The organism is Veillonella sp. ZSJB6 (assembly GCF_051549505.1).
GTDB lineage: Bacteria > Bacillota > Negativicutes > Veillonellales > Veillonellaceae > Veillonella.
In genome coordinates this window covers 13,664-31,360 of record NZ_JBPUGE010000001.1, presented here as the reverse complement: position 1 = coordinate 31,360, position 17,697 = coordinate 13,664, and the positions used below count along the sequence as shown (strand labels likewise).

Annotated in this window: 14 protein-coding genes; all 14 read right to left on the bottom strand. The window is 39.6% G+C overall.

Going from position 1 to position 17,697, the window contains the following annotated elements:
• Window positions 1-19 precede the first annotated feature (19 nt).
• Window positions 20-1,273: an ATP-dependent protease ATP-binding subunit ClpX gene (gene clpX / locus ACSV5T_RS00135; protein ID WP_295805120.1), complete on the bottom strand. Its 1,254-nt coding sequence runs from the start codon at window positions 1,271-1,273 to the stop codon at window positions 20-22.
• Between the two features lie 12 nt (window positions 1,274-1,285).
• Window positions 1,286-1,879 carry an ATP-dependent Clp endopeptidase proteolytic subunit ClpP gene (gene clpP, locus ACSV5T_RS00130; protein ID WP_005385987.1) on the bottom strand — a complete coding sequence of 198 codons (594 nt, stop codon included), beginning with the start codon at window positions 1,877-1,879 and terminating at the stop codon, window positions 1,286-1,288.
• A gap of 36 nt (window positions 1,880-1,915) precedes the next feature.
• A complete protein-coding gene (gene tig, locus ACSV5T_RS00125; protein ID WP_298697635.1) occupies window positions 1,916-3,220 on the bottom strand; it encodes a trigger factor in 1,305 nt (434 codons plus the stop codon).
• Window positions 3,221-3,383: 163 nt separating this feature from the next.
• On the bottom strand, window positions 3,384-3,839 hold the full coding sequence (locus ACSV5T_RS00120) for a CBS domain-containing protein (protein ID WP_005385985.1): 456 nt from the start codon (window positions 3,837-3,839) through the stop codon (window positions 3,384-3,386).
• Window positions 3,840-4,041: 202 nt separating this feature from the next.
• Window positions 4,042-4,521, bottom strand: coding sequence for a 23S rRNA (pseudouridine(1915)-N(3))-methyltransferase RlmH (gene rlmH, locus ACSV5T_RS00115; protein ID WP_295794286.1), 480 nt, complete (start codon window positions 4,519-4,521; stop codon window positions 4,042-4,044).
• A 3-nt stretch (window positions 4,522-4,524) separates the two neighbouring features.
• On the bottom strand, window positions 4,525-5,331 hold the full coding sequence (locus tag ACSV5T_RS00110; RefSeq protein WP_119208538.1) for an MBL fold metallo-hydrolase: 807 nt from the start codon (window positions 5,329-5,331) through the stop codon (window positions 4,525-4,527).
• Window positions 5,332-5,413: 82 nt separating this feature from the next.
• Window positions 5,414-6,601 carry a RuBisCO large subunit C-terminal-like domain-containing protein gene (locus ACSV5T_RS00105; protein WP_119208539.1) on the bottom strand — a complete coding sequence of 396 codons (1,188 nt, stop codon included), beginning with the start codon at window positions 6,599-6,601 and terminating at the stop codon, window positions 5,414-5,416.
• Window positions 6,602-6,808: 207 nt separating this feature from the next.
• A complete protein-coding gene (locus ACSV5T_RS00100; RefSeq protein WP_105085927.1) occupies window positions 6,809-8,194 on the bottom strand; it encodes a nucleobase:cation symporter-2 family protein in 1,386 nt (461 codons plus the stop codon).
• Between the two features lie 145 nt (window positions 8,195-8,339).
• Window positions 8,340-10,889, bottom strand: a complete 2,550-nt coding sequence (xdh, locus tag ACSV5T_RS00095) for a selenium-dependent xanthine dehydrogenase (RefSeq protein ID WP_438319933.1) — start codon at window positions 10,887-10,889, stop codon at window positions 8,340-8,342.
• A 17-nt stretch (window positions 10,890-10,906) separates the two neighbouring features.
• Window positions 10,907-12,256: a dihydropyrimidinase gene (gene hydA, locus ACSV5T_RS00090; protein ID WP_438319932.1), complete on the bottom strand. Its 1,350-nt coding sequence runs from the start codon at window positions 12,254-12,256 to the stop codon at window positions 10,907-10,909.
• Window positions 12,253-13,944 carry a selenate reductase gene (locus tag ACSV5T_RS00085; RefSeq protein ID WP_295780583.1) on the bottom strand — a complete coding sequence of 564 codons (1,692 nt, stop codon included), beginning with the start codon at window positions 13,942-13,944 and terminating at the stop codon, window positions 12,253-12,255. The genes hydA and ACSV5T_RS00085 overlap by 4 nt, the downstream gene beginning before the upstream one ends.
• A 28-nt stretch (window positions 13,945-13,972) precedes the next feature.
• Window positions 13,973-15,301 (bottom strand): putative aminohydrolase SsnA, encoded by a 1,329-nt coding sequence (gene ssnA / locus ACSV5T_RS00080; RefSeq protein WP_438319931.1) that lies wholly within the window; start codon window positions 15,299-15,301, stop codon window positions 13,973-13,975.
• Window positions 15,302-15,353: 52 nt separating this feature from the next.
• Complete coding sequence (gene arcC, locus ACSV5T_RS00075) at window positions 15,354-16,289, bottom strand: carbamate kinase (protein WP_105089456.1); 936 nt, start codon at window positions 16,287-16,289, stop codon at window positions 15,354-15,356.
• A 69-nt stretch (window positions 16,290-16,358) separates the two neighbouring features.
• Window positions 16,359-17,552 carry a knotted carbamoyltransferase YgeW gene (gene ygeW, locus ACSV5T_RS00070; RefSeq protein ID WP_105089457.1) on the bottom strand — a complete coding sequence of 398 codons (1,194 nt, stop codon included), beginning with the start codon at window positions 17,550-17,552 and terminating at the stop codon, window positions 16,359-16,361.
• Window positions 17,553-17,697: the final 145 nt, after the last annotated feature.

Below are 17,697 nucleotides of genomic sequence, written 5' to 3'. Positions count from 1 at the left end.
AGAAATGAGTTTCTTCGAATTACGATTTCAACTGGATGTCTTGGTCTGCCTCATTTTTGAGTATAGGTTCACCTGTGCTCAACACGGATTCACGATTTACTATGCACTTAGCTACTTCCGGCATGGAAGGAACCTCGAACATAACGCGTTTCATCACCTTTTCAATGATAGCACGCAAACCACGAGCACCTGTTTTTCGCTGTAATGCTTCATCAGCGATTTCTTCTAATGCATCTTCAGTGAAAGTTAACTCTACACCATCAAGGGATAGAATTTTTTCATATTGTTTTGTTAATGCATTTTTAGGCTTTGTCAAAATTTGAATTAATGCCTCTCTATCCAATTGATCCAATGTTACCATAACAGGTAAACGACCAATGAATTCTGGAATTAAACCAAATTTCAATAAATCTTCAGGTACAACATCTTTTAAGATAGCTGATACATTACGTTCTTCTTTGCGCTGTACGTCTGCACCAAAACCAAGGGTTTTCTTAGCGGTACGCTTAGTAATAACCTTGTCCATACCATCAAATGCACCACCACAAATAAAGAGAATATTTGTAGTATCGATTTGAAGCATTTCTTGATTTGGATGCTTTCTGCCACCTTGAGGTGGAACAGAAGCTACGGTACCTTCTAAGATTTTAAGCAATGCTTGTTGTACACCTTCACCAGACACGTCACGTGTAATGGAAGGGTTCTCAGACTTACGAGCAATCTTATCGATTTCATCGATATAGATAATGCCACGTTCAGCCCGAGCTATATCATAATCTGCAGCTTGGATAATTTTAAGCAAGATATTTTCCACATCTTCCCCTACATAACCAGCTTCAGTTAAGCTTGTAGCATCTGCAATAGCAAATGGTACTTCTAGCATTTTCGCTAAGGTTTGAGCCAATAGTGTTTTACCACTACCAGTAGGACCAATGAATAAAACATTAGCCTTTTGTAATTCTACATCATCAACTACATTATCTGTTTGTAAACGTTTGTAGTGATTATATACAGCCACGGCTAAAGAGATTTTAGCATCATCTTGACCAATAACATATTCGTCAAGATGAGCTTTAATTTCTCTCGGCGTTGGCAATTCTTTTAAGTTGAAGTCATCCGCCTCTACGTCACCTAACTCATCAGCGATGATACGTTCACATACCTCAACGCATTCATCACAAATATATACGTTAGGACCCGCTACTAATTTGCGGACTTCTTCGCTTGTGCGTCCACAAAAACTGCAGCGCATAGTGTCTTTATCTTTTGCCAAGGGGCGCCTCCATTACTTGCTTTCTACAGGTTCTCTTGTGAGTACCTCATCGATTAAGCCGTATTCAACGGCATCCTGAGCACTCATGAAGTTATCGCGATCTGTATCGCGCGCTACAACCTCAATATCTTGTCCACTGCGAGAAGCTAAGATACCATTTAATTCTTCACGCATACGAAGAATCTCACGGGCATGGATTTCAATTTCAGATGCTTGCCCTTGTACACCACCTAATGGTTGGTGAATCATAACGCGCGCATGAGGTAACGCATAGCGTTTACCTTTAGCACCTGCTGTTAAAAGCACAGCACCCATGCTCGCCGCAGAGCCTACACAAATGGTAGACACATCTGGTTTGATATATTGCATCGTATCATAAATAGCCATGCCGGCAGTTACAACACCGCCGGGGCTATTAATGTACAAATGGATATCCTTATCAGGATCCTCTGCTTCTAGGAACAGCATTTGCGCAATAACCGCATTTGCTACATTATCGTCGATAGGTCCACCTAGGAAGATAATGCGATCCTTTAACAAGCGAGAGTAAATATCATAGGAACGCTCGCCGCGTTCACTTTGTTCAACTACGATTGGTACATACATATATTCACCTTTTCATGTACCTAGTTGAGCAAACTATTATTTAGCCGCTTCAGCGCCTTTTGCATTATCAATAATGAATCGAGCTGCTTTTTTGCGAGCTACAGAGCCTGCCAACATAGCTACACGACCTTCTTTTGCAATAATATCCCAAACTTCTTTAGGGTCTGCCCCAAAGTTTTGAGCCATAATGAAGATTTCACGGTTCATATCATCTGGAGTTACTTCGATACCTTCAGCAGTTGCGATAGCGTCTAATACTAAATCAGCGCGTACGTTTTCAGCTGCGGAATCTTTGTATTCAGAACGTAAATCTTCGATAGTTTTGTTGGAGAATTTCAAGTAGTCATCAAGTTTCAAGCCACGGCCTTCCATGTTCATAGCCAATTCTTGAATCATTTGTTCTACGCGATCTTCGATCATTACTTCTGGGATGTCTACAGTTGCATTTTTAACAGCTGTTTGAATCAAGTCAGCATTGTAAGTATCGATTGCGCGACGGGAAGCTTCTTCTTCCATTTTAGCGCGAAGATCTTTTTTCAATTCTTCAATAGTTTCGTAAGAGCTTGCTTCTTTTGCGAACTCATCGTTCAATTCAGGCAACTCTTTACGTTTGATGTCATGGATATGAGTTTTGAATTCTGCTTCTTTACCAGCAAGTTCTGCTACGAAGTAGTCTTCAGGGAATGTTACTTTTACAGTTACATCATCGCCAGCTTTAGCGCCGATCAATTGATCTTCGAAGCCAGGAATGAAGCTACCAGAACCGATTTGTAATGGGTAGGATTTACCTTCACCACCATCGAATGGTTTACCGTCAACGGAACCAGCGAAGTCGATTACTGCGAAGTCGTCTTTTTGAATTGTAGCGCCTTCTTCAGCAACAACCATTTTCGCTTGTTGTTCACGAATGTTGTTCAATTGTTCTTCGATTTGTTCATCAGTTACTGTAGCGTCTTGTTTTTCTGCTTCTAAGCCTTTGTAATCGCCAAGTTTAACTTCAGGGCGTTTAGTTACAGTAGCTTTGAAAATCAAATCTTTACCTTCTTCGAATTGTTCGCGTTCGATTTCTGGTTCAGATACTGGAACGATATCGTTTTCACGAAGTGCAGCACTGTAGTTTTGGCTAGCCAATACTTCGAATGCTTCTTCCAAGATAGCTTCTTTGCCGAAGTTCATTTCCAAAATACGGCGAGGCGCATGGCCTTTACGGAAGCCAGGAATGTTTACTTGACCTGCAATGCGTTTTACAGCTTGTTTAATACCTTTGTCTACTTCTGCTGCAGGTACTTCAATAGTTAACGTTACTACGTGTTGATCAACAGGATTTACAGTTGCTTTCATTTAAAATATGTCCTCCTCGAAGGGCAATACGCCCAAATTTCTGTAGTATATTATGCACTCCTAATAATAACATAAATGCAAGGTCAATGCAATTCTTCTCAATTTACACTAAAAGACCACCCCAAAACGGGTGGTCTTTCTATGTATTACATAATTATGCGAATTAGTTATCTTTAGCAATCAATTTGATGATGTCACGGCGAGATAAGATACCAATCAAATGGTAATCCTTATCTACTACAGGAACATTTTTCAAATGTTGATCAAGCATAACAGATACAATTTCTTCTACATCTTTATCCGGTGTAGTTGTAATTACTTCTTCAGTCATCAATTCATGAACATGAGACGCTAATAATTTTTTAAATTGAGCATTATATTCGCCAATGCCATTGTAATAGATACTTGCGCCTAATACATTTACATAGTGAGGTACATGAGGACGTACTTTTTTGTAAAGCAAATCGCCTTCAGAAATAATACCTAATAATTTATTGTTGTCATCCACTACGGAAACAGCTGTTAAATTATATTTTACCAACAAATCAGCTACATCAGAAATTGGCGCATCTTTGCCAACAGTAACAGGGTATTTATTCATTACTTCTTGGATTTTCATAGTGAATTCCTCCTTACAAATACATCTTGCTTTATTATACTATTCGACATAATATAATAAAACTCCTTTTTTTATAAGAACATTATATAAATAATTTGTAAGTCTATTCTAATAGTATTTCTTATACTGATACTAAATCAATCTACCCTCATCATAATTATATTATTTATTCAAGAGATACAATCTATTTAAATTAACTACATCACCAATGATATGGTTCATTGCGATTAATTTTAGATGCTCTATAAATTTGCTCTACTAGTAATAAGCGTACCATTTGATGGGTAAATGTCATAGGACTAAAGGATAATTTATAATTTACAGACTTGCGCAACTCATCGCTTACGCCAAAAGCACCGCCAACGATGAATGCCATATCACTTATACCATCGACTTCTAGTTTAGCTATTGTTTTGGCCAAGTCTTCAGAGGACATCGTTTTACCGTACACATCTAACAACACTGTATAAGCATTCTTTGGAACAGCTTTTAATAAACGTTCCCCTTCTTCTGCAACGACTTGTTTTCGATCTGCATCACTCGGCTTATCCCCAATTTTACTTTCATTTAGTTCAGTAATGGTAATCCCACCATAAGGTCGCATCCGTTTCACAAACTCTGCTACCCCATCGCGCAAGTAAGCATCTTTTAACTTGCCAATACAAACTACATAAAATCTCATACTCTACCTCTTTACAGATTGCATAGACACAATTTCATTAGGTTGTCCATGTTGCAATTTCATTTCCGGTCCAATGCGAACGCCACCATCTACGAGCATTTTCCCAATCGTTTGGGTAACAAGGACGGCATTATTGTTATTTTCAGAACGATGGGCCAAAATAACTTGCATAAAGTCAGGTCGCTTCATCATGAGCAAAGCTTGGGCAGCCATTTCATTGCTTAAATGGCCTTCATCGCTGGCAACACGTTGTTTTAAAAATGGTTGATAAGGACCAAACCGTAACATATGAGGATCATAATTGGCTTCTAGTACTAACAAAGTCGTATCATCCATACGATGTAAGATACTATCAGAAATTACACCTGTATCGGTAACGACAGTAGCCTTATCTTTTCCAGCAAATACATTAATACCTATTGGATCAGCCGCATCATGACTAACGCCAAAAGACTCGACTACAAGATTACCAAGAGAGAGGCTCCCCTTAGTCAATTCTATTAATTGATTCTTTGGCACAATTAACTTATCTTGAATTTCACGCCACGTCCCTTGTTTCGTATACACAGGGATATCAAAACGTTTCAACAATTGTTGAAGACCTGCAATATGATCACTATGTTCATGACTGATAAAAATGCCCTCTACCTGTGCCATATCGATATGCAATTCTTTTAAACCATTGACGATACGTCGACAACTAATGCCCACATCGTGCAATATGACGGAGTTCCCTTTTTTTATTACTGTACAATTGCCTTTGCTACCACTAGCAAGAACATGGACCTCCAACGGTGAGGATTCACTCATCAAAACACTCCATATACTAAATCATAATTCTTTACATACGTCTGTGAAAGTCAATCTGTTATCACTTTCACTAACACAATCATTAATTGGTTTTAGATAATTCACTCAACCGTTCTACAAAGTATGCCATATTAGCTTCAATATCTGGTCCACGGCGGAACATGTCACCACCAACGAGGAACATCGTATCATTTCCATACAACTCTACCAGTTCATTGAGACGAGCATCTGTTACACCACCACCCGGTGCTGGACAGGCTGCTTTCATCAATCCAAATGGATGTTTAATATAAGAGGAAATTCTCTTACATTGATCTTCGGTGAAAGTAAAACGTCCACCATAGGATACAAAGATAGGCATATCTGCACCAAAGATACGTGGTAACAATCCCAATTGCAAATAGTCGGCAATACCAGATACACCAGGGCTCATAAAGCCACCAGAGTAAGCAGGATGATGAATGATTGGTAAGCCTAACTTTTCATCATTTGCTAATTTATGAAGCCATCCAAATCCCACAAGACCGGAAGCCACCATAAGAGCTGTAGCACCTGCATCTTTTGCAAAATAAGCTCGCTCTATTACGTCTGTACCATCACCAGACACATTAGCTGCATATAATGTATGTGTACCATGGGCTTCATTCATTTCACGCACCGTGGCAGCACATCGTTGTACACGATCTTTAAATTGAGAGAATGACTGATTAGAAATACCGTGGTCATCTTTAATAACATCTGCCCCACCACGTGTATAAGCACCGCACATACGAGCGAGCTCTTCATTCGGTGTTCCCATAGGTTTTACTACGGCCTGAATCATAGGACGCGTTGGCGTTTCAACCAATTGACGAAGCCCTTGCAAGCCAAATTGAGGGCCTTTAAATACATCATATAAAGTTGGACAGAGTTCAATATCAACTACCCAAATATGTGGTTGTAACGATGAGTTACCAAAGACTACGTTTAAGAATTGCGTTGCTTCTAGCGCTGTTGTATCTACAAGATAGGAAATACGAGCCACATAGTAGTGAGACGGATTTATCGTAACATTAGGCATAACCCCTACATTGGCATATGTAGAATCAGAACTCATAGGTTCTAAGGACTCCAATCTGCCAGTGATAGTGCCTTTAATATACGGATCCGTTACAAACTCATAAGGAAACTCTATGGTTTGTTCTACCTGAACAGCCCATGCGATGGCTTTTGCCTCTTCATACGAACTTGCTTCTATTCGATACGTAACTATAAATCGCTCGTCTTTCATAATGCGTCTCCTTTGCAATAATATTATTTAATTATATACCAAAGTAGTACACGATTCCATACAAAAAAGGCCCCACTCTAAAACTAGAGTGAGACCTTTTTGAAAGAGCGAAAACATGTATATAGATTTTTTACCTATATAAACAAGGTTTCTACCGTGAGAGACAATACATGTAATCGTATGAGAATTAATTAATTTAACTATATCTTATTGATAGAAATGTTTAGGATAACCTTTGAATCGTGTGAAGTGACGATATTTACGTGTTGCACGGTTAGGTTCATTAACTGTTTTATAACCGAAGCCATTGAATACTACATTCAAAAGAACGGCTACGATACTACCAGCTGTGATACCAGATTTCAAAAGAATTTGTGCCCAAGCTGGGAAGTGTGCATAGAATTGAGGCGCTGCCAATGGAATCATGGATACCCCAATACTAATTGCTACGAGCATCAAGTTGTAGTTACCATCGAAGTTAACTTTACCAAGGGAGCGAATACCGCTGGCAATAATCATACCAAACATTGCGATACCTGCACCGCCTAATACAGCATTTGGGATACAAGCTACAATAGCTGCTAACTTAGGGAATAAACCTAATAAAATCAAGATTACACCAGATGCGGCTACAACGAAGCGACTTTTTACACGTGTTACAGCAATAAGACCAACGTTTTGAGCAAATGCAGTGTAAGGGAAGCTATTAAGGATACCACCGATTAAAGTGGATAAACCATCAGCGCGAAGCACTGCAGCCAATTCTTTTTGGCCGATAGGTTTGTCTACGATTTCACCAACCGCAATACTATCACCTGTTGTTTCTACCATAACTACAAGCATTACAATGATCATAGAAATAATAGATGCAAAATCAAAGGTAGGCATGCCAAAGTAGAATGGTGTTACAACGGAAATCCATTGAGAACGACCTACTTCAGAGAAGTCAGTAATACCACAAATCATAGCTAGAGCAGTACCGAGGATAAGCCCTACCAAAATAGCCAGATTACCAAGGAACCCTTTACCAAATCGATATGTCAAAATAACGAGAATAAATGTAGCTACACCAAGAGCTATGTATAGTGGATCGCCGAAGTTTTTGTTACCTACGCCGCCACCCATCCAGTTAACCGCTACTGGCATCAAGTTAATACCAATAATAGTAATGATGGTACCTGTTACTACAGGCGGGAATAGACGAATCAAACGGCTAAAGAATGGTGCTACAACAAATGTAAACAGCCCGGCTACGATAATAGCACCATAAATGGTATTAATATCATGCTGTTGACCAATCAGGATCATTGGACCTACAGAAGCAAATGTTACACCTTGAATAAGAGGAATACGACCACCAACAGGACCAAAGCCTAATGTTTGAATCAATGTAGCTACACCACATGTGAACAAATCGGCTGTGATCAAACGAATTAAATCTTCAATTGGCAAATGCATGGCTTGCGCAATAATGATTGGTACCGCTACGGCACCAGCATACATGGCTAACACGTGCTGTAAACCATAAGCAAATAATTGCGGGATTGGCAGCATACCATCTACATGGTTGACACCAGATACACCTTTACTCATAAGAATCACCTCATATCTTACGTTTTAGTTACTAGTAAATAATATAGTCATACTATCGTACTTGATAGAGTTTAAAAATCTCATAGACTTCACGTGGGAACCTTGATGGACAGGGGCCGTAGCCCCTACCCATTAAGCAAATATTCTATTTTTTATAACCTGTATGTTGAATCGGCAAGGACCTACGTGGTTCTCCGTCGGTACGACGATATGCATTTGCAATAGCTGGTGCAATAGGGATACTAGAGATTTCGCCAATACCCTTAGCGCCATATGCATATTGTTCTGGTGTCCCTTTTTCAATAAGGCTTACATGAATTGGGGGACATTGTGTGGCTCTAAGAAGACCTAATGTGCCATATTTAGCTGTTACATAGCCATCCTTATAAGGGAAGTCTTCTGTAACTGCATAGCCCATACCCATGATAGCACCGCCTTCGGCTTGCCCAGCACAAGATTGAGGATTTACAACACGACCTACATCGTATGCTACATGTAGTTCAGCAACTTTATTATCTTCACCAATTCTAGCTACACAAGCACCATAACCGTAAGCAACGTGATTTTTCGGATGTGGTTTATCAGAGTTGAATGGATCTGTTTCACCAAGGAACTCTTCATAAATTTCTACACCATTCAATTCTTCTAATGTCTTAGTTTCTAACATTTCTTTCAAGCGAAGACTTGCTTTACGCGTTGCTTCACCAGTGAATACTGTTTGACGAGATGCAGTAGTTGTACCAGAGTCTGGTGTACGTACTGTATCTGGACGTTCCACAAATACTTTATCCGCTGTTAAGCCAGTTGTTTCACAAAGCACTTGAGTAGCCATAGTCGCCATACCTTGACCGATACATGCTGCACCAGTACGGATACGAACTTTACCATCACGTACTTCTAAGATAACACGACCAGTATCAGGTAACCCTACACCGATACCACTATTTTTCAAGCATACTGCAAGGCCCGTACGATCAGATGCATAGTATGCATCTTTTACGGCTTCCAAACATTCTGCTAATGCAGTTTCTTCGGAGCAAATTTGGCCGTTTGGTAAGGAATCACCAGGGCGAACAACGTTTTTATAACGGAACTCCCAAGGATCCATGCCTACCAATGCAGCTAATTCATCAATGTTTTGTTCTTGACCAAAGATAGTTTGTGTTACACCGAACCCGCGGAATGCACCACCAGGAACAGTATTTGTGTAAACGCAAACACCATCAAAGGCAAAGTTATCAAATTTGTAAGGACCACAAGAGTGTGTACCTGCACGTTGAAGTACAGGACCACCTAAGGATGCATATGCACCACAGTTAGATACGATGTTCACCTTACTTGCTACCAAGTTACCTTCTGCATCACAAGCAGTAGTAATATCCATCTCCATCGCATGTCGTTTAGGATGAATATTAAGACTTTCTTGACGGGAGAAGAGAACCTTAGTTGGTTTGCCTGTGAGCCATGCTACAAGAGATGCATGATGCTGTACGCTCATGTCCTCTTTACCACCAAAGCCACCACCTACAAGCATGCTATGAACTTTTACAGATTCCTCAGGAATGCCAAGCATACGAGATACTTCATGACGATCATCGTAAACATTTTGGCTACCTGAATAGAGATGAATTACATCGCCTTCACGATATGCTACAGCACATTCAGGTTCCATGAATGCATGATCTGTTTGAGGTGTGGAATAGTGATTTGTCACTACAAATGCGGCCTCAGCAATAGCCTTATCTACATCACCACGAGATAATGTTTGACGAGTCAATACATTTCCATTTGGATGTAATTGAGGTGCATCCGGTTTCAATGCTTCTAATGGGTCTACTACAGGCTCTAACTCTGTATAATCAACTTCAACGAGAGCAAGAACTTCGTCCAAATATTTCTTTTCTGTAGTTGCTACTAATGCAATTGCATCGCCAACATAGCGAGTATTATCACCTTCTGCGATAAGTACATCCCAGTCTGGCACTAAATGACCAGTCTTATTGAATGGTACATCTTTAGCAGTCAAAGCCGTTACACACTTAGGATGTGCAAGTGCTTTAGACACATCAACGCGATCGACTCTAGCACGAGGGTATTTAGAACGCAACGCTTTTGCGTAAATCATGCCATCCATATGGATATCGTCAGCATATTTTCCAGTACCAAGTGCTTTTTCCTCCGCATCAACGCGGTGTAAACGAGCACCTACATTACCATTTGTATCCTTTTCAGGAACTGGTAAGTTCTCACGGAACATTTTTGCTGCCAGCATAATGCCTTCTTCGATTTTCACATAACCAGTACAACGACAGATATTACCTAAAATAGCTTTTTTAACATCGTCAGGTGTAGGGTCATTATTTTCATCAATCAAAACTTTTGCACTAATAATCATACCTGGGATACAGAAACCACACTGCACCGCTCCGCATTCACCAAAAGCATAGGTGTATACCGCTTTTTCCCGTTCAGATAGGCCCTCAATTGTTACGACTGATTTACCATCTAATTGGGATAATTTAGTTACACAAGCCTTTGCTTTTTTTCCGTCTATAATTACTGTACACGTACCACAAGCACCAGCACTACAGCCTTCTTTAGTGCCCGTCAATTTCAAATCAGCTCTCAAGAAATCAATTAAACGTTGATCCTCTTGAACCTCATGTTGGGTGCCATTCACTTGAAAGCGGTACATATATAGCCCTCCTCTCATTAAGGAATACATTCACCAAGATATGATTCTAATAAGGATCCATCTTGTACCACATGGTGACCTCTAAGGATAACATCTCGAACTTTACCTGTTACGGATATGCCCTCATAAGGTATATAGTCAGCCTTTGTATGGGCGGACTCTTTTGAAAGCACATGCTCAATGCGCTTATCAACAATTGTAATATCCCCATCGCTGCCAACGGCTAATGTGCCCTTCTTCGGATACATACCGTAAAGCTTTGCAGGGTTTTCACTAACTAATTTCATAAAATCTACAGCGCTCATATTGCATTGATTTACCAACACATCATAAGCGATGATGCCCCGTTCCTCTGCGCCTGGAATACCTCCAGGAATACGGGTAAAATCATGTCGACTCTTTAATTTTTGATCATTAAAGGTAAAGCTACAATGATCAGAACCAATCGTTTGGAATAGACCATTTACTAATGCATCCTTTAATGCCATTTGATCTTGTATCGTTCTCAGCGGTGGACTCATCACATATTTAACACCTTCAAAATCAGGCAACGTATATCGTGATTCATCAAGTACCAAATATTGTGGGCAAGTTTCACAAGTCACTTTATGTCCTAAGTTTCGTTCCCGAACAACCTCTTCTAAGCCCTCTTTAGAACTTACATGAACAATATGTACAGGATAGTCTAATGCAGCACCGATTGTACTAAAGCGCTTAATCGCTTCCGATTCAATCATGACAGGTCTTGTGAGTGGATGATTGCTTACATCTAATTCACCGCGCTTACGCTTATCAGCAACGAGTGCATCGATGAGATCCCCAGTTTCACAGTGAGCTCCTACAAGTGCGCCTGTTGGTTTTATAGCTTCAATAGCGTCATAAATCTCACGGTCCGTTAAACGGAAACCATACGCTAAATACACTTTAAAGGATGACACACCAGCCTCTACGACCTGTGGTATCTCACGGGCTACATCTTCATTCATTTCTACAAGTTCCATATGGAATTTGTAGTCACAGGAGCAATGCCCTGCAGCACGCTCCTTGTGAACTTCTAAACCTTTACAAAGGGATCCTTCCTCAGGAGAAGCAAAATTAATGATTGATGTTGTCCCACCAAGAATAGCAGCCTTTGTACCACTATCAAAATCATCCGCAGTAGACGCTAAGGCATTTGTCATCTGAAAGTGTGTATGAGGATCTATAAATCCAGGGAATACATAGCAACCTTTTGCATTAATAACTTCAGCACCTTCTGGAACAGAAAGGTGTTCATCAATGGCGACAATTTTGTCGCCATCGATAAGTAAATCTCCGGTAAGGATTCCATCAGTTAAGACCAAGTCCCCTTGTTGTATGATAATCATGATACATAGTACACATGCTCTTTACAGAAGGCATGTACGACTCCTTTCAATTCTTCAGGTAATGCATCGATGTCACATACGGCTTCTTCCCCTTTGAAGCGATAACCACAGCTAGTGCCTGTGATGTAGAATCCATCATTTGTACTATCTGCTAAAGCTTCGGCATTGTGGAAGAATGTAATGCGATCCTTGTATGGTTGACAAGGTTCTACGCAATGACATGCACAGTTACCACATTCATTACAGCTTTGATCAATATGGATAATCAATTTAGCATCATTTACAGTAACGACTTCATTACATCTATTAGGACATACGCGAACACAAGAGCCACATGTTACACGGCAGTGATAATCAGAACTACGTGTACCTGGGAAGGATGGCATTGCTTCACGTTTTTTCTTCATTGCATCGCTCTTCTTGAAGATTTTATTTTCACTAATATCTTTAGCAAGTTTAGCGATTAGATCTTTATGTACTTTCAAAGCAGCGTTGTAATCAGTAGATTCTACTTCATCGGCTAAACCTTTAAATGTATTGTAGCCTTCACCTTGAAGAAGAATTGTACATACTGTTACAGGCCAGATACCACAATCAAAGATAGCTTTGATATTTTGTTTTACAGCGCCACCGCTGTAAGACATTGGTAAGCGTTCGCCGAATTGAGCACTTAGGAGCTCAGCTACACCAATTGTTACAGGTAACAAGGATTTACCAGACATGTACATTTGCTCACCTGGCAATTCATTGTTGTGAATTTGTACAGGGAATGTATTTGTCAATTTAACGCCAAAGATCTTGTTGTGTTTTTCACCAAGAGCAATAAGACGTTCTAACATTGGAACAGCTTTATCAAATTGAAGGTCAACTTCGAATTGGTGATCTTCAAAGTCAATATATTCAAAGCCTGCATTATCTAATAACTCTCTAATGCGTTTTGGACCTAACAATGTAGGATTGCATTTCAAGTATAAATGAAGGCCTTTTTCACTGATAAGGTAAGAACAAATCGATTCGATTTCTTCTGCTGGGCAACCGTGCATTGTGGACAATGTAATTGCTTGGCAAAGTTCATCGCTAATAGAGTTGATATAATCGGCATCGATATGTTCAAATTCATCTACATGGTCAAGGCACCATTGTTTACAAGTATCCCACATAGGAGATTGAGATGCACTGCGCATTGTGTTGATGAATTTATCAACCATTGGACTCTTAATACCAGCCAAGTTGTAACCAACACTCATGATGAATAGGAAACCATCTGGATCGCCTAATCCTAATTCTTTAGAGATTAATTTTAAAGCGAACCATGCTTTGATATATTCATCAGCAGCTTCATCACAGCTATATTCAGAAGACCATTCTACGTTGTATGTTTCGTCTACAGAGTAGATACAAGGTCTAGGAATACCTAGTTCTTCGCCGTACATAATTTGTACAGTTTTTAATTCGATGCAACGAGCACCTGCTACATAAGATGCCACAATGTTTTGTGCCAACTGTGTATTAGGACCTGCTGCTGGGCCTACAGGATTTTCAATAGATTTACCAAACATTGGTAAACGTTGTTCATGATTGATACGATGAATTTTATTTACATTGTAAATACGATTGTACATCTTGTACTCAGTCATAATGTGGTTCATCAATTTTCCGAAACTTACCGGATACATAATGTCACTCATAATGTCACACTCCTTTAAAGCGTTTGCGTTATGGGTTTAGTCGTTTCCATAAACCTTTAGATGTTGCTAAAACTTCGTTCATTACTTCAGCTTTGTCGATGCCTTGTAATTTACGGTCAATCATACGTGGTACACCATCACTAATAGTTGTTACCACATACATACCATTAGCACCGAATAATAAGTGACCATTGATGTTATTTTCATCAAGTGGTGTTGGTGCTGCGTAATCAAGAACGATTACGTCAGCTGCAGCACCTTTTTTAAGGATGCCTACTGTAGTATCAAAGAATTCATTCGCCATTTTACGGTTGTTTTCAAATAGCATATGAGGAACTTCACCCCAGCCTACATATGGTTTATGTTGCTCATGTTTTACAAGACAATTTGCAACTTTGTAGGATTCTAGCATGTCATTTGTATAGCCATCTGTACCAAGGCCAACTGTGATACCTGCACCTAAAAGCTTCAAGATATCTGTTGTGCCTACTGCATTACCCATGTTACTTTCAGGGTTATGAACAACCTTAGCTTGAGATTCTTTTAATAATTCCACATCTTGATCAGTTACGTGTACGCAGTGACCAGCTATACTCTTAGGTCCTAAAATACCAGCTTCTACAAGTCGTCTTACAGGTGTCATGCCATATTTTTCTTTACTATCTGCCACATCTTCTGGGCCTTCAGCAACATGAACGTGATATCCTAACTTGTCTTCATTTTGTGCTTTCACATAATCTAATGTTTCAGGACTTAATGTAAAGGATGCATGTAAGCCCATCATAGCAGCGAGTCTAGATGGATCTTTTTTAGCCTCTTTACCAAAACGTACATTTTCTGCAACAGCGGCTTTCATCTGATCAACACCGTTACGGTCAGACACTTCGTAGCACAAACAAGAGCGAACACCAAACTGTTTTGCTACATTTGCAATAATAGATAGGCTATTAACTGTTTCGCCATAACTTGCATGGTGGTCAAAAATAGTAGTTACACCATTTTCGATACAACCTAAATATGTAAGTAATGCGCTTGCCTTCACATCTGGAGCTGTCAGCTTATTATCTAAATAGAACCATAGGCCTTCTAAAATTTCACCAAAGTTTGTTGGTGCTGGACCTGGTAAGGATAAGCCTCGTGCAAGAGCGGAATAAATATGATGATGTGCATTAATAAAGCCTGGCATAATCAAACCGCCATGAGCATCAATAACTTCTGCCTCTTTATATGTTTTGCATAATTCATCATATGCGCCAATATCAATAATCTGAGTTCCGTCAATAACAACAGCGCCATCATAAATGATAGGTCTATCAGTATCGCGAGTAATTACAGTACCTTTTCCTAATATAATCATAGGGCACCTCCCCAACGAATCGTTGGATGCATACTTATAAATCTATATATTATTATAATACGATACGCGTACCTGTTTTTCCTGCTATACCATCCTTAGATTTTTCTAATAATGTGATAATGGAAACACGGCCTTTTTTAGATTCTGCAAATGCAATGGCAGCTTCTACTTTTGGTTTCATAGAACCTTCTGCGAATTCACCTGCTGCTGCATATTCTTTAGCTTCTGCAACTGTGATTTCATCAAGCCATTTTTCATTTTCTTTACCAAAATTAATGGCTACTTTTTCAACCGCTGTTAAGATAACAAGTACATCAGCATCAATTTCTTGTGCTAACAAGCTACTAGTCCAGTCTTTATCAATAACGGCTGCTGCACCATGAAGTTCATTACCTTCTCTAGTTACAGGGATACCGCCACCGCCACAAGCAACGATTAATTGTTTACCTACTAAGCCTTTAATCGCTTCGATTTCGATAATTTCTTTAGGTGCTGGGGATGCTACTACACGGCGATAACCGCGGCCAGCATCTTCTTTTACAACATAATCGTAATTTTTTTCTGCATATTCAGCTTCTTCTTTAGTCATAAAGTGACCAATTGGTTTTGTAGGATTTTTAAAACCAGGGTCATTTTGATCAACTAATACTTGCGTAACCATTGTCATAGTTGGCAAATGTTCAATACCACGATTTAACAATTCTTCGTGAAGCGCATTTTGTAAGTCATATCCAATATATGCTTGGCTCATAGCCACACATACGGACAATGGTGTATTTGGTTGTCCTTTTACTTCACGTGTCAATGCAGCCATTGCATTGTTGATCATACCGATTTGAGGGCCATTGCCATGCGTTACTACTACATCACAATTGGCTTCTACTAAATCAATGATTGTTTTAGCTGTACTTTTTACGGCAATTTTTTGTTCTGGAAGGGAATTACCTAATGCATTCCCGCCTAATGCTACTACAACTCTTTTTTTCATGTTATGCCTCATAACAAACTATTTAGAATAAAAAGGAGCCATCATCACGGATGGCCCCTAAACTTTACTTTACGGTTGAACTCGGTCAGTTCCCTTCCGTTCTAATTCTTTTAAGGTTTCTACAGGATTCTTAAATTTGCTTAAGAAGATCATAGCTGCAATTACATATGGTTTGTAGCTTGCTTCTTTATAAAGAGGTACGCGATAGCGATCGAATACTGTTGCATCTACTTCGCCTTCTTCACAACTTACACCTGTAATATCTGCTGGTAAGCAATGTAAGTAAAGAGCTTTACCGTCTTTAGTGAGACTCATCATCTCTTCAGTACATGCCCAATCTTTATGTTTACCATTTTCTTCAAGAAGAACTTTTTCTAATGCTTTAATGCCTTCATGGTCGTTTTCGCCATATAGTTTCGTACGTTTTTCCATCGCACCAAATGGAGCCCAGCTCTTAGGATATACGATATCTGCATCTTTGAAAGCGTCCTTCATATCGTTAGTTCTACGGAAGGAACCGCCACTTTCTTCAGCTTGTTTCTTAGCGATTTCTTCAACTTCTGGCATTACTTCGTAGCCTTCTGGATGTGCTAATACAACTTCCATACCTAGACGAGTGAATAAACCAATAGCACCTTGAGGTACGGATAAAGGTTTACCATAAGATGGAGAGTACGCCCAAGTCATAGCAAGTTTTTTACCTTTAAGGTTTTCTACACCACCAAATTCTTTGATGATATGAGCTGCATCAGCCATGATTTGTGTTGGATGATCGATATCGCATTGTAAGTTTACAAGTGTAGGACGTTGTTCTAATACGCCATCTTCGTGACCTTCTTTTACTGCATCGGATACTTGATGCATGTAAGCATTACCTTTGCCGATGTACATATCATCGCGGATACCGATTACATCAGCCATGAAGGAAATCATGTTAGCTGTTTCACGAACTGTTTCACCGTGAGCAATTTGGGATTTACCTTCATCCAAGTCTTGAACTTCTAAACCTAAAAGGTTACAAGCGGAGGCGAAGGAGAAGCGAGTTCTTGTGGAGTTATCACGGAATAAGGAAATGCCAAGACCGCTGTCGAATACTTTAGTGGAAATATTGCGTTCTCTAAGAGCACGTAACGCATCAGCTACTGCCCAAACACCTTTTAATTCATCTTCAGATTTTTCCCATGTAAGGAAGAAATCTTCGCCGTACATTTTGCTAACGTCTAAGTCTTTTAAAGTTTCAATACTTTTATTGAAGTCTGTCATCTGTAAGTCCTCTCTTTCAATTCCCTAAAGGGCTACTTAGGATCTAACTTTATACGGTACCTCATCAAATGGTGAGGTACCATATTAAATTTGTAGTTATGAACTATGTTCTAGTGATTTCCGTTTTAAAGAGATCTAATTCAAT

Bases quoted from the DNA above. Each gene is read 5' to 3' on its own strand.
- clpP (WP_005385987.1), bottom strand. From the start codon at position 1,879: ATGTATGTACCAATCGTAGTTGAACAAAGTGAACGCGGCGAGCGTTCC.
- tig (WP_298697635.1), bottom strand. From the start codon at position 3,220: ATGAAAGCAACTGTAAATCCTGTTGATCAACACGTAGTAACGTTAACT.
- ACSV5T_RS00120 (WP_005385985.1), bottom strand. From the start codon at position 3,839: ATGAAAATCCAAGAAGTAATGAATAAATACCCTGTTACTGTTGGCAAA.
- rlmH (WP_295794286.1), bottom strand. From the start codon at position 4,521: ATGAGATTTTATGTAGTTTGTATTGGCAAGTTAAAAGATGCTTACTTG.
- ACSV5T_RS00110 (WP_119208538.1), bottom strand. From the start codon at position 5,331: ATGAGTGAATCCTCACCGTTGGAGGTCCATGTTCTTGCTAGTGGTAGC.
- ACSV5T_RS00105 (WP_119208539.1), bottom strand. From the start codon at position 6,601: ATGAAAGACGAGCGATTTATAGTTACGTATCGAATAGAAGCAAGTTCG.
- ACSV5T_RS00100 (WP_105085927.1), bottom strand. From the start codon at position 8,194: ATGAGTAAAGGTGTATCTGGTGTCAACCATGTAGATGGTATGCTGCCA.
- xdh (WP_438319933.1), bottom strand. From the start codon at position 10,889: ATGTACCGCTTTCAAGTGAATGGCACCCAACATGAGGTTCAAGAGGAT.
- hydA (WP_438319932.1), bottom strand. From the start codon at position 12,256: ATGATTATCATACAACAAGGGGACTTGGTCTTAACTGATGGAATCCTT.
- ACSV5T_RS00085 (WP_295780583.1), bottom strand. From the start codon at position 13,944: ATGAGTGACATTATGTATCCGGTAAGTTTCGGAAAATTGATGAACCAC.
- ssnA (WP_438319931.1), bottom strand. From the start codon at position 15,301: ATGATTATATTAGGAAAAGGTACTGTAATTACTCGCGATACTGATAGA.
- arcC (WP_105089456.1), bottom strand. From the start codon at position 16,289: ATGAAAAAAAGAGTTGTAGTAGCATTAGGCGGGAATGCATTAGGTAAT.
- ygeW (WP_105089457.1), bottom strand. From the start codon at position 17,552: ATGACAGACTTCAATAAAAGTATTGAAACTTTAAAAGACTTAGACGTT.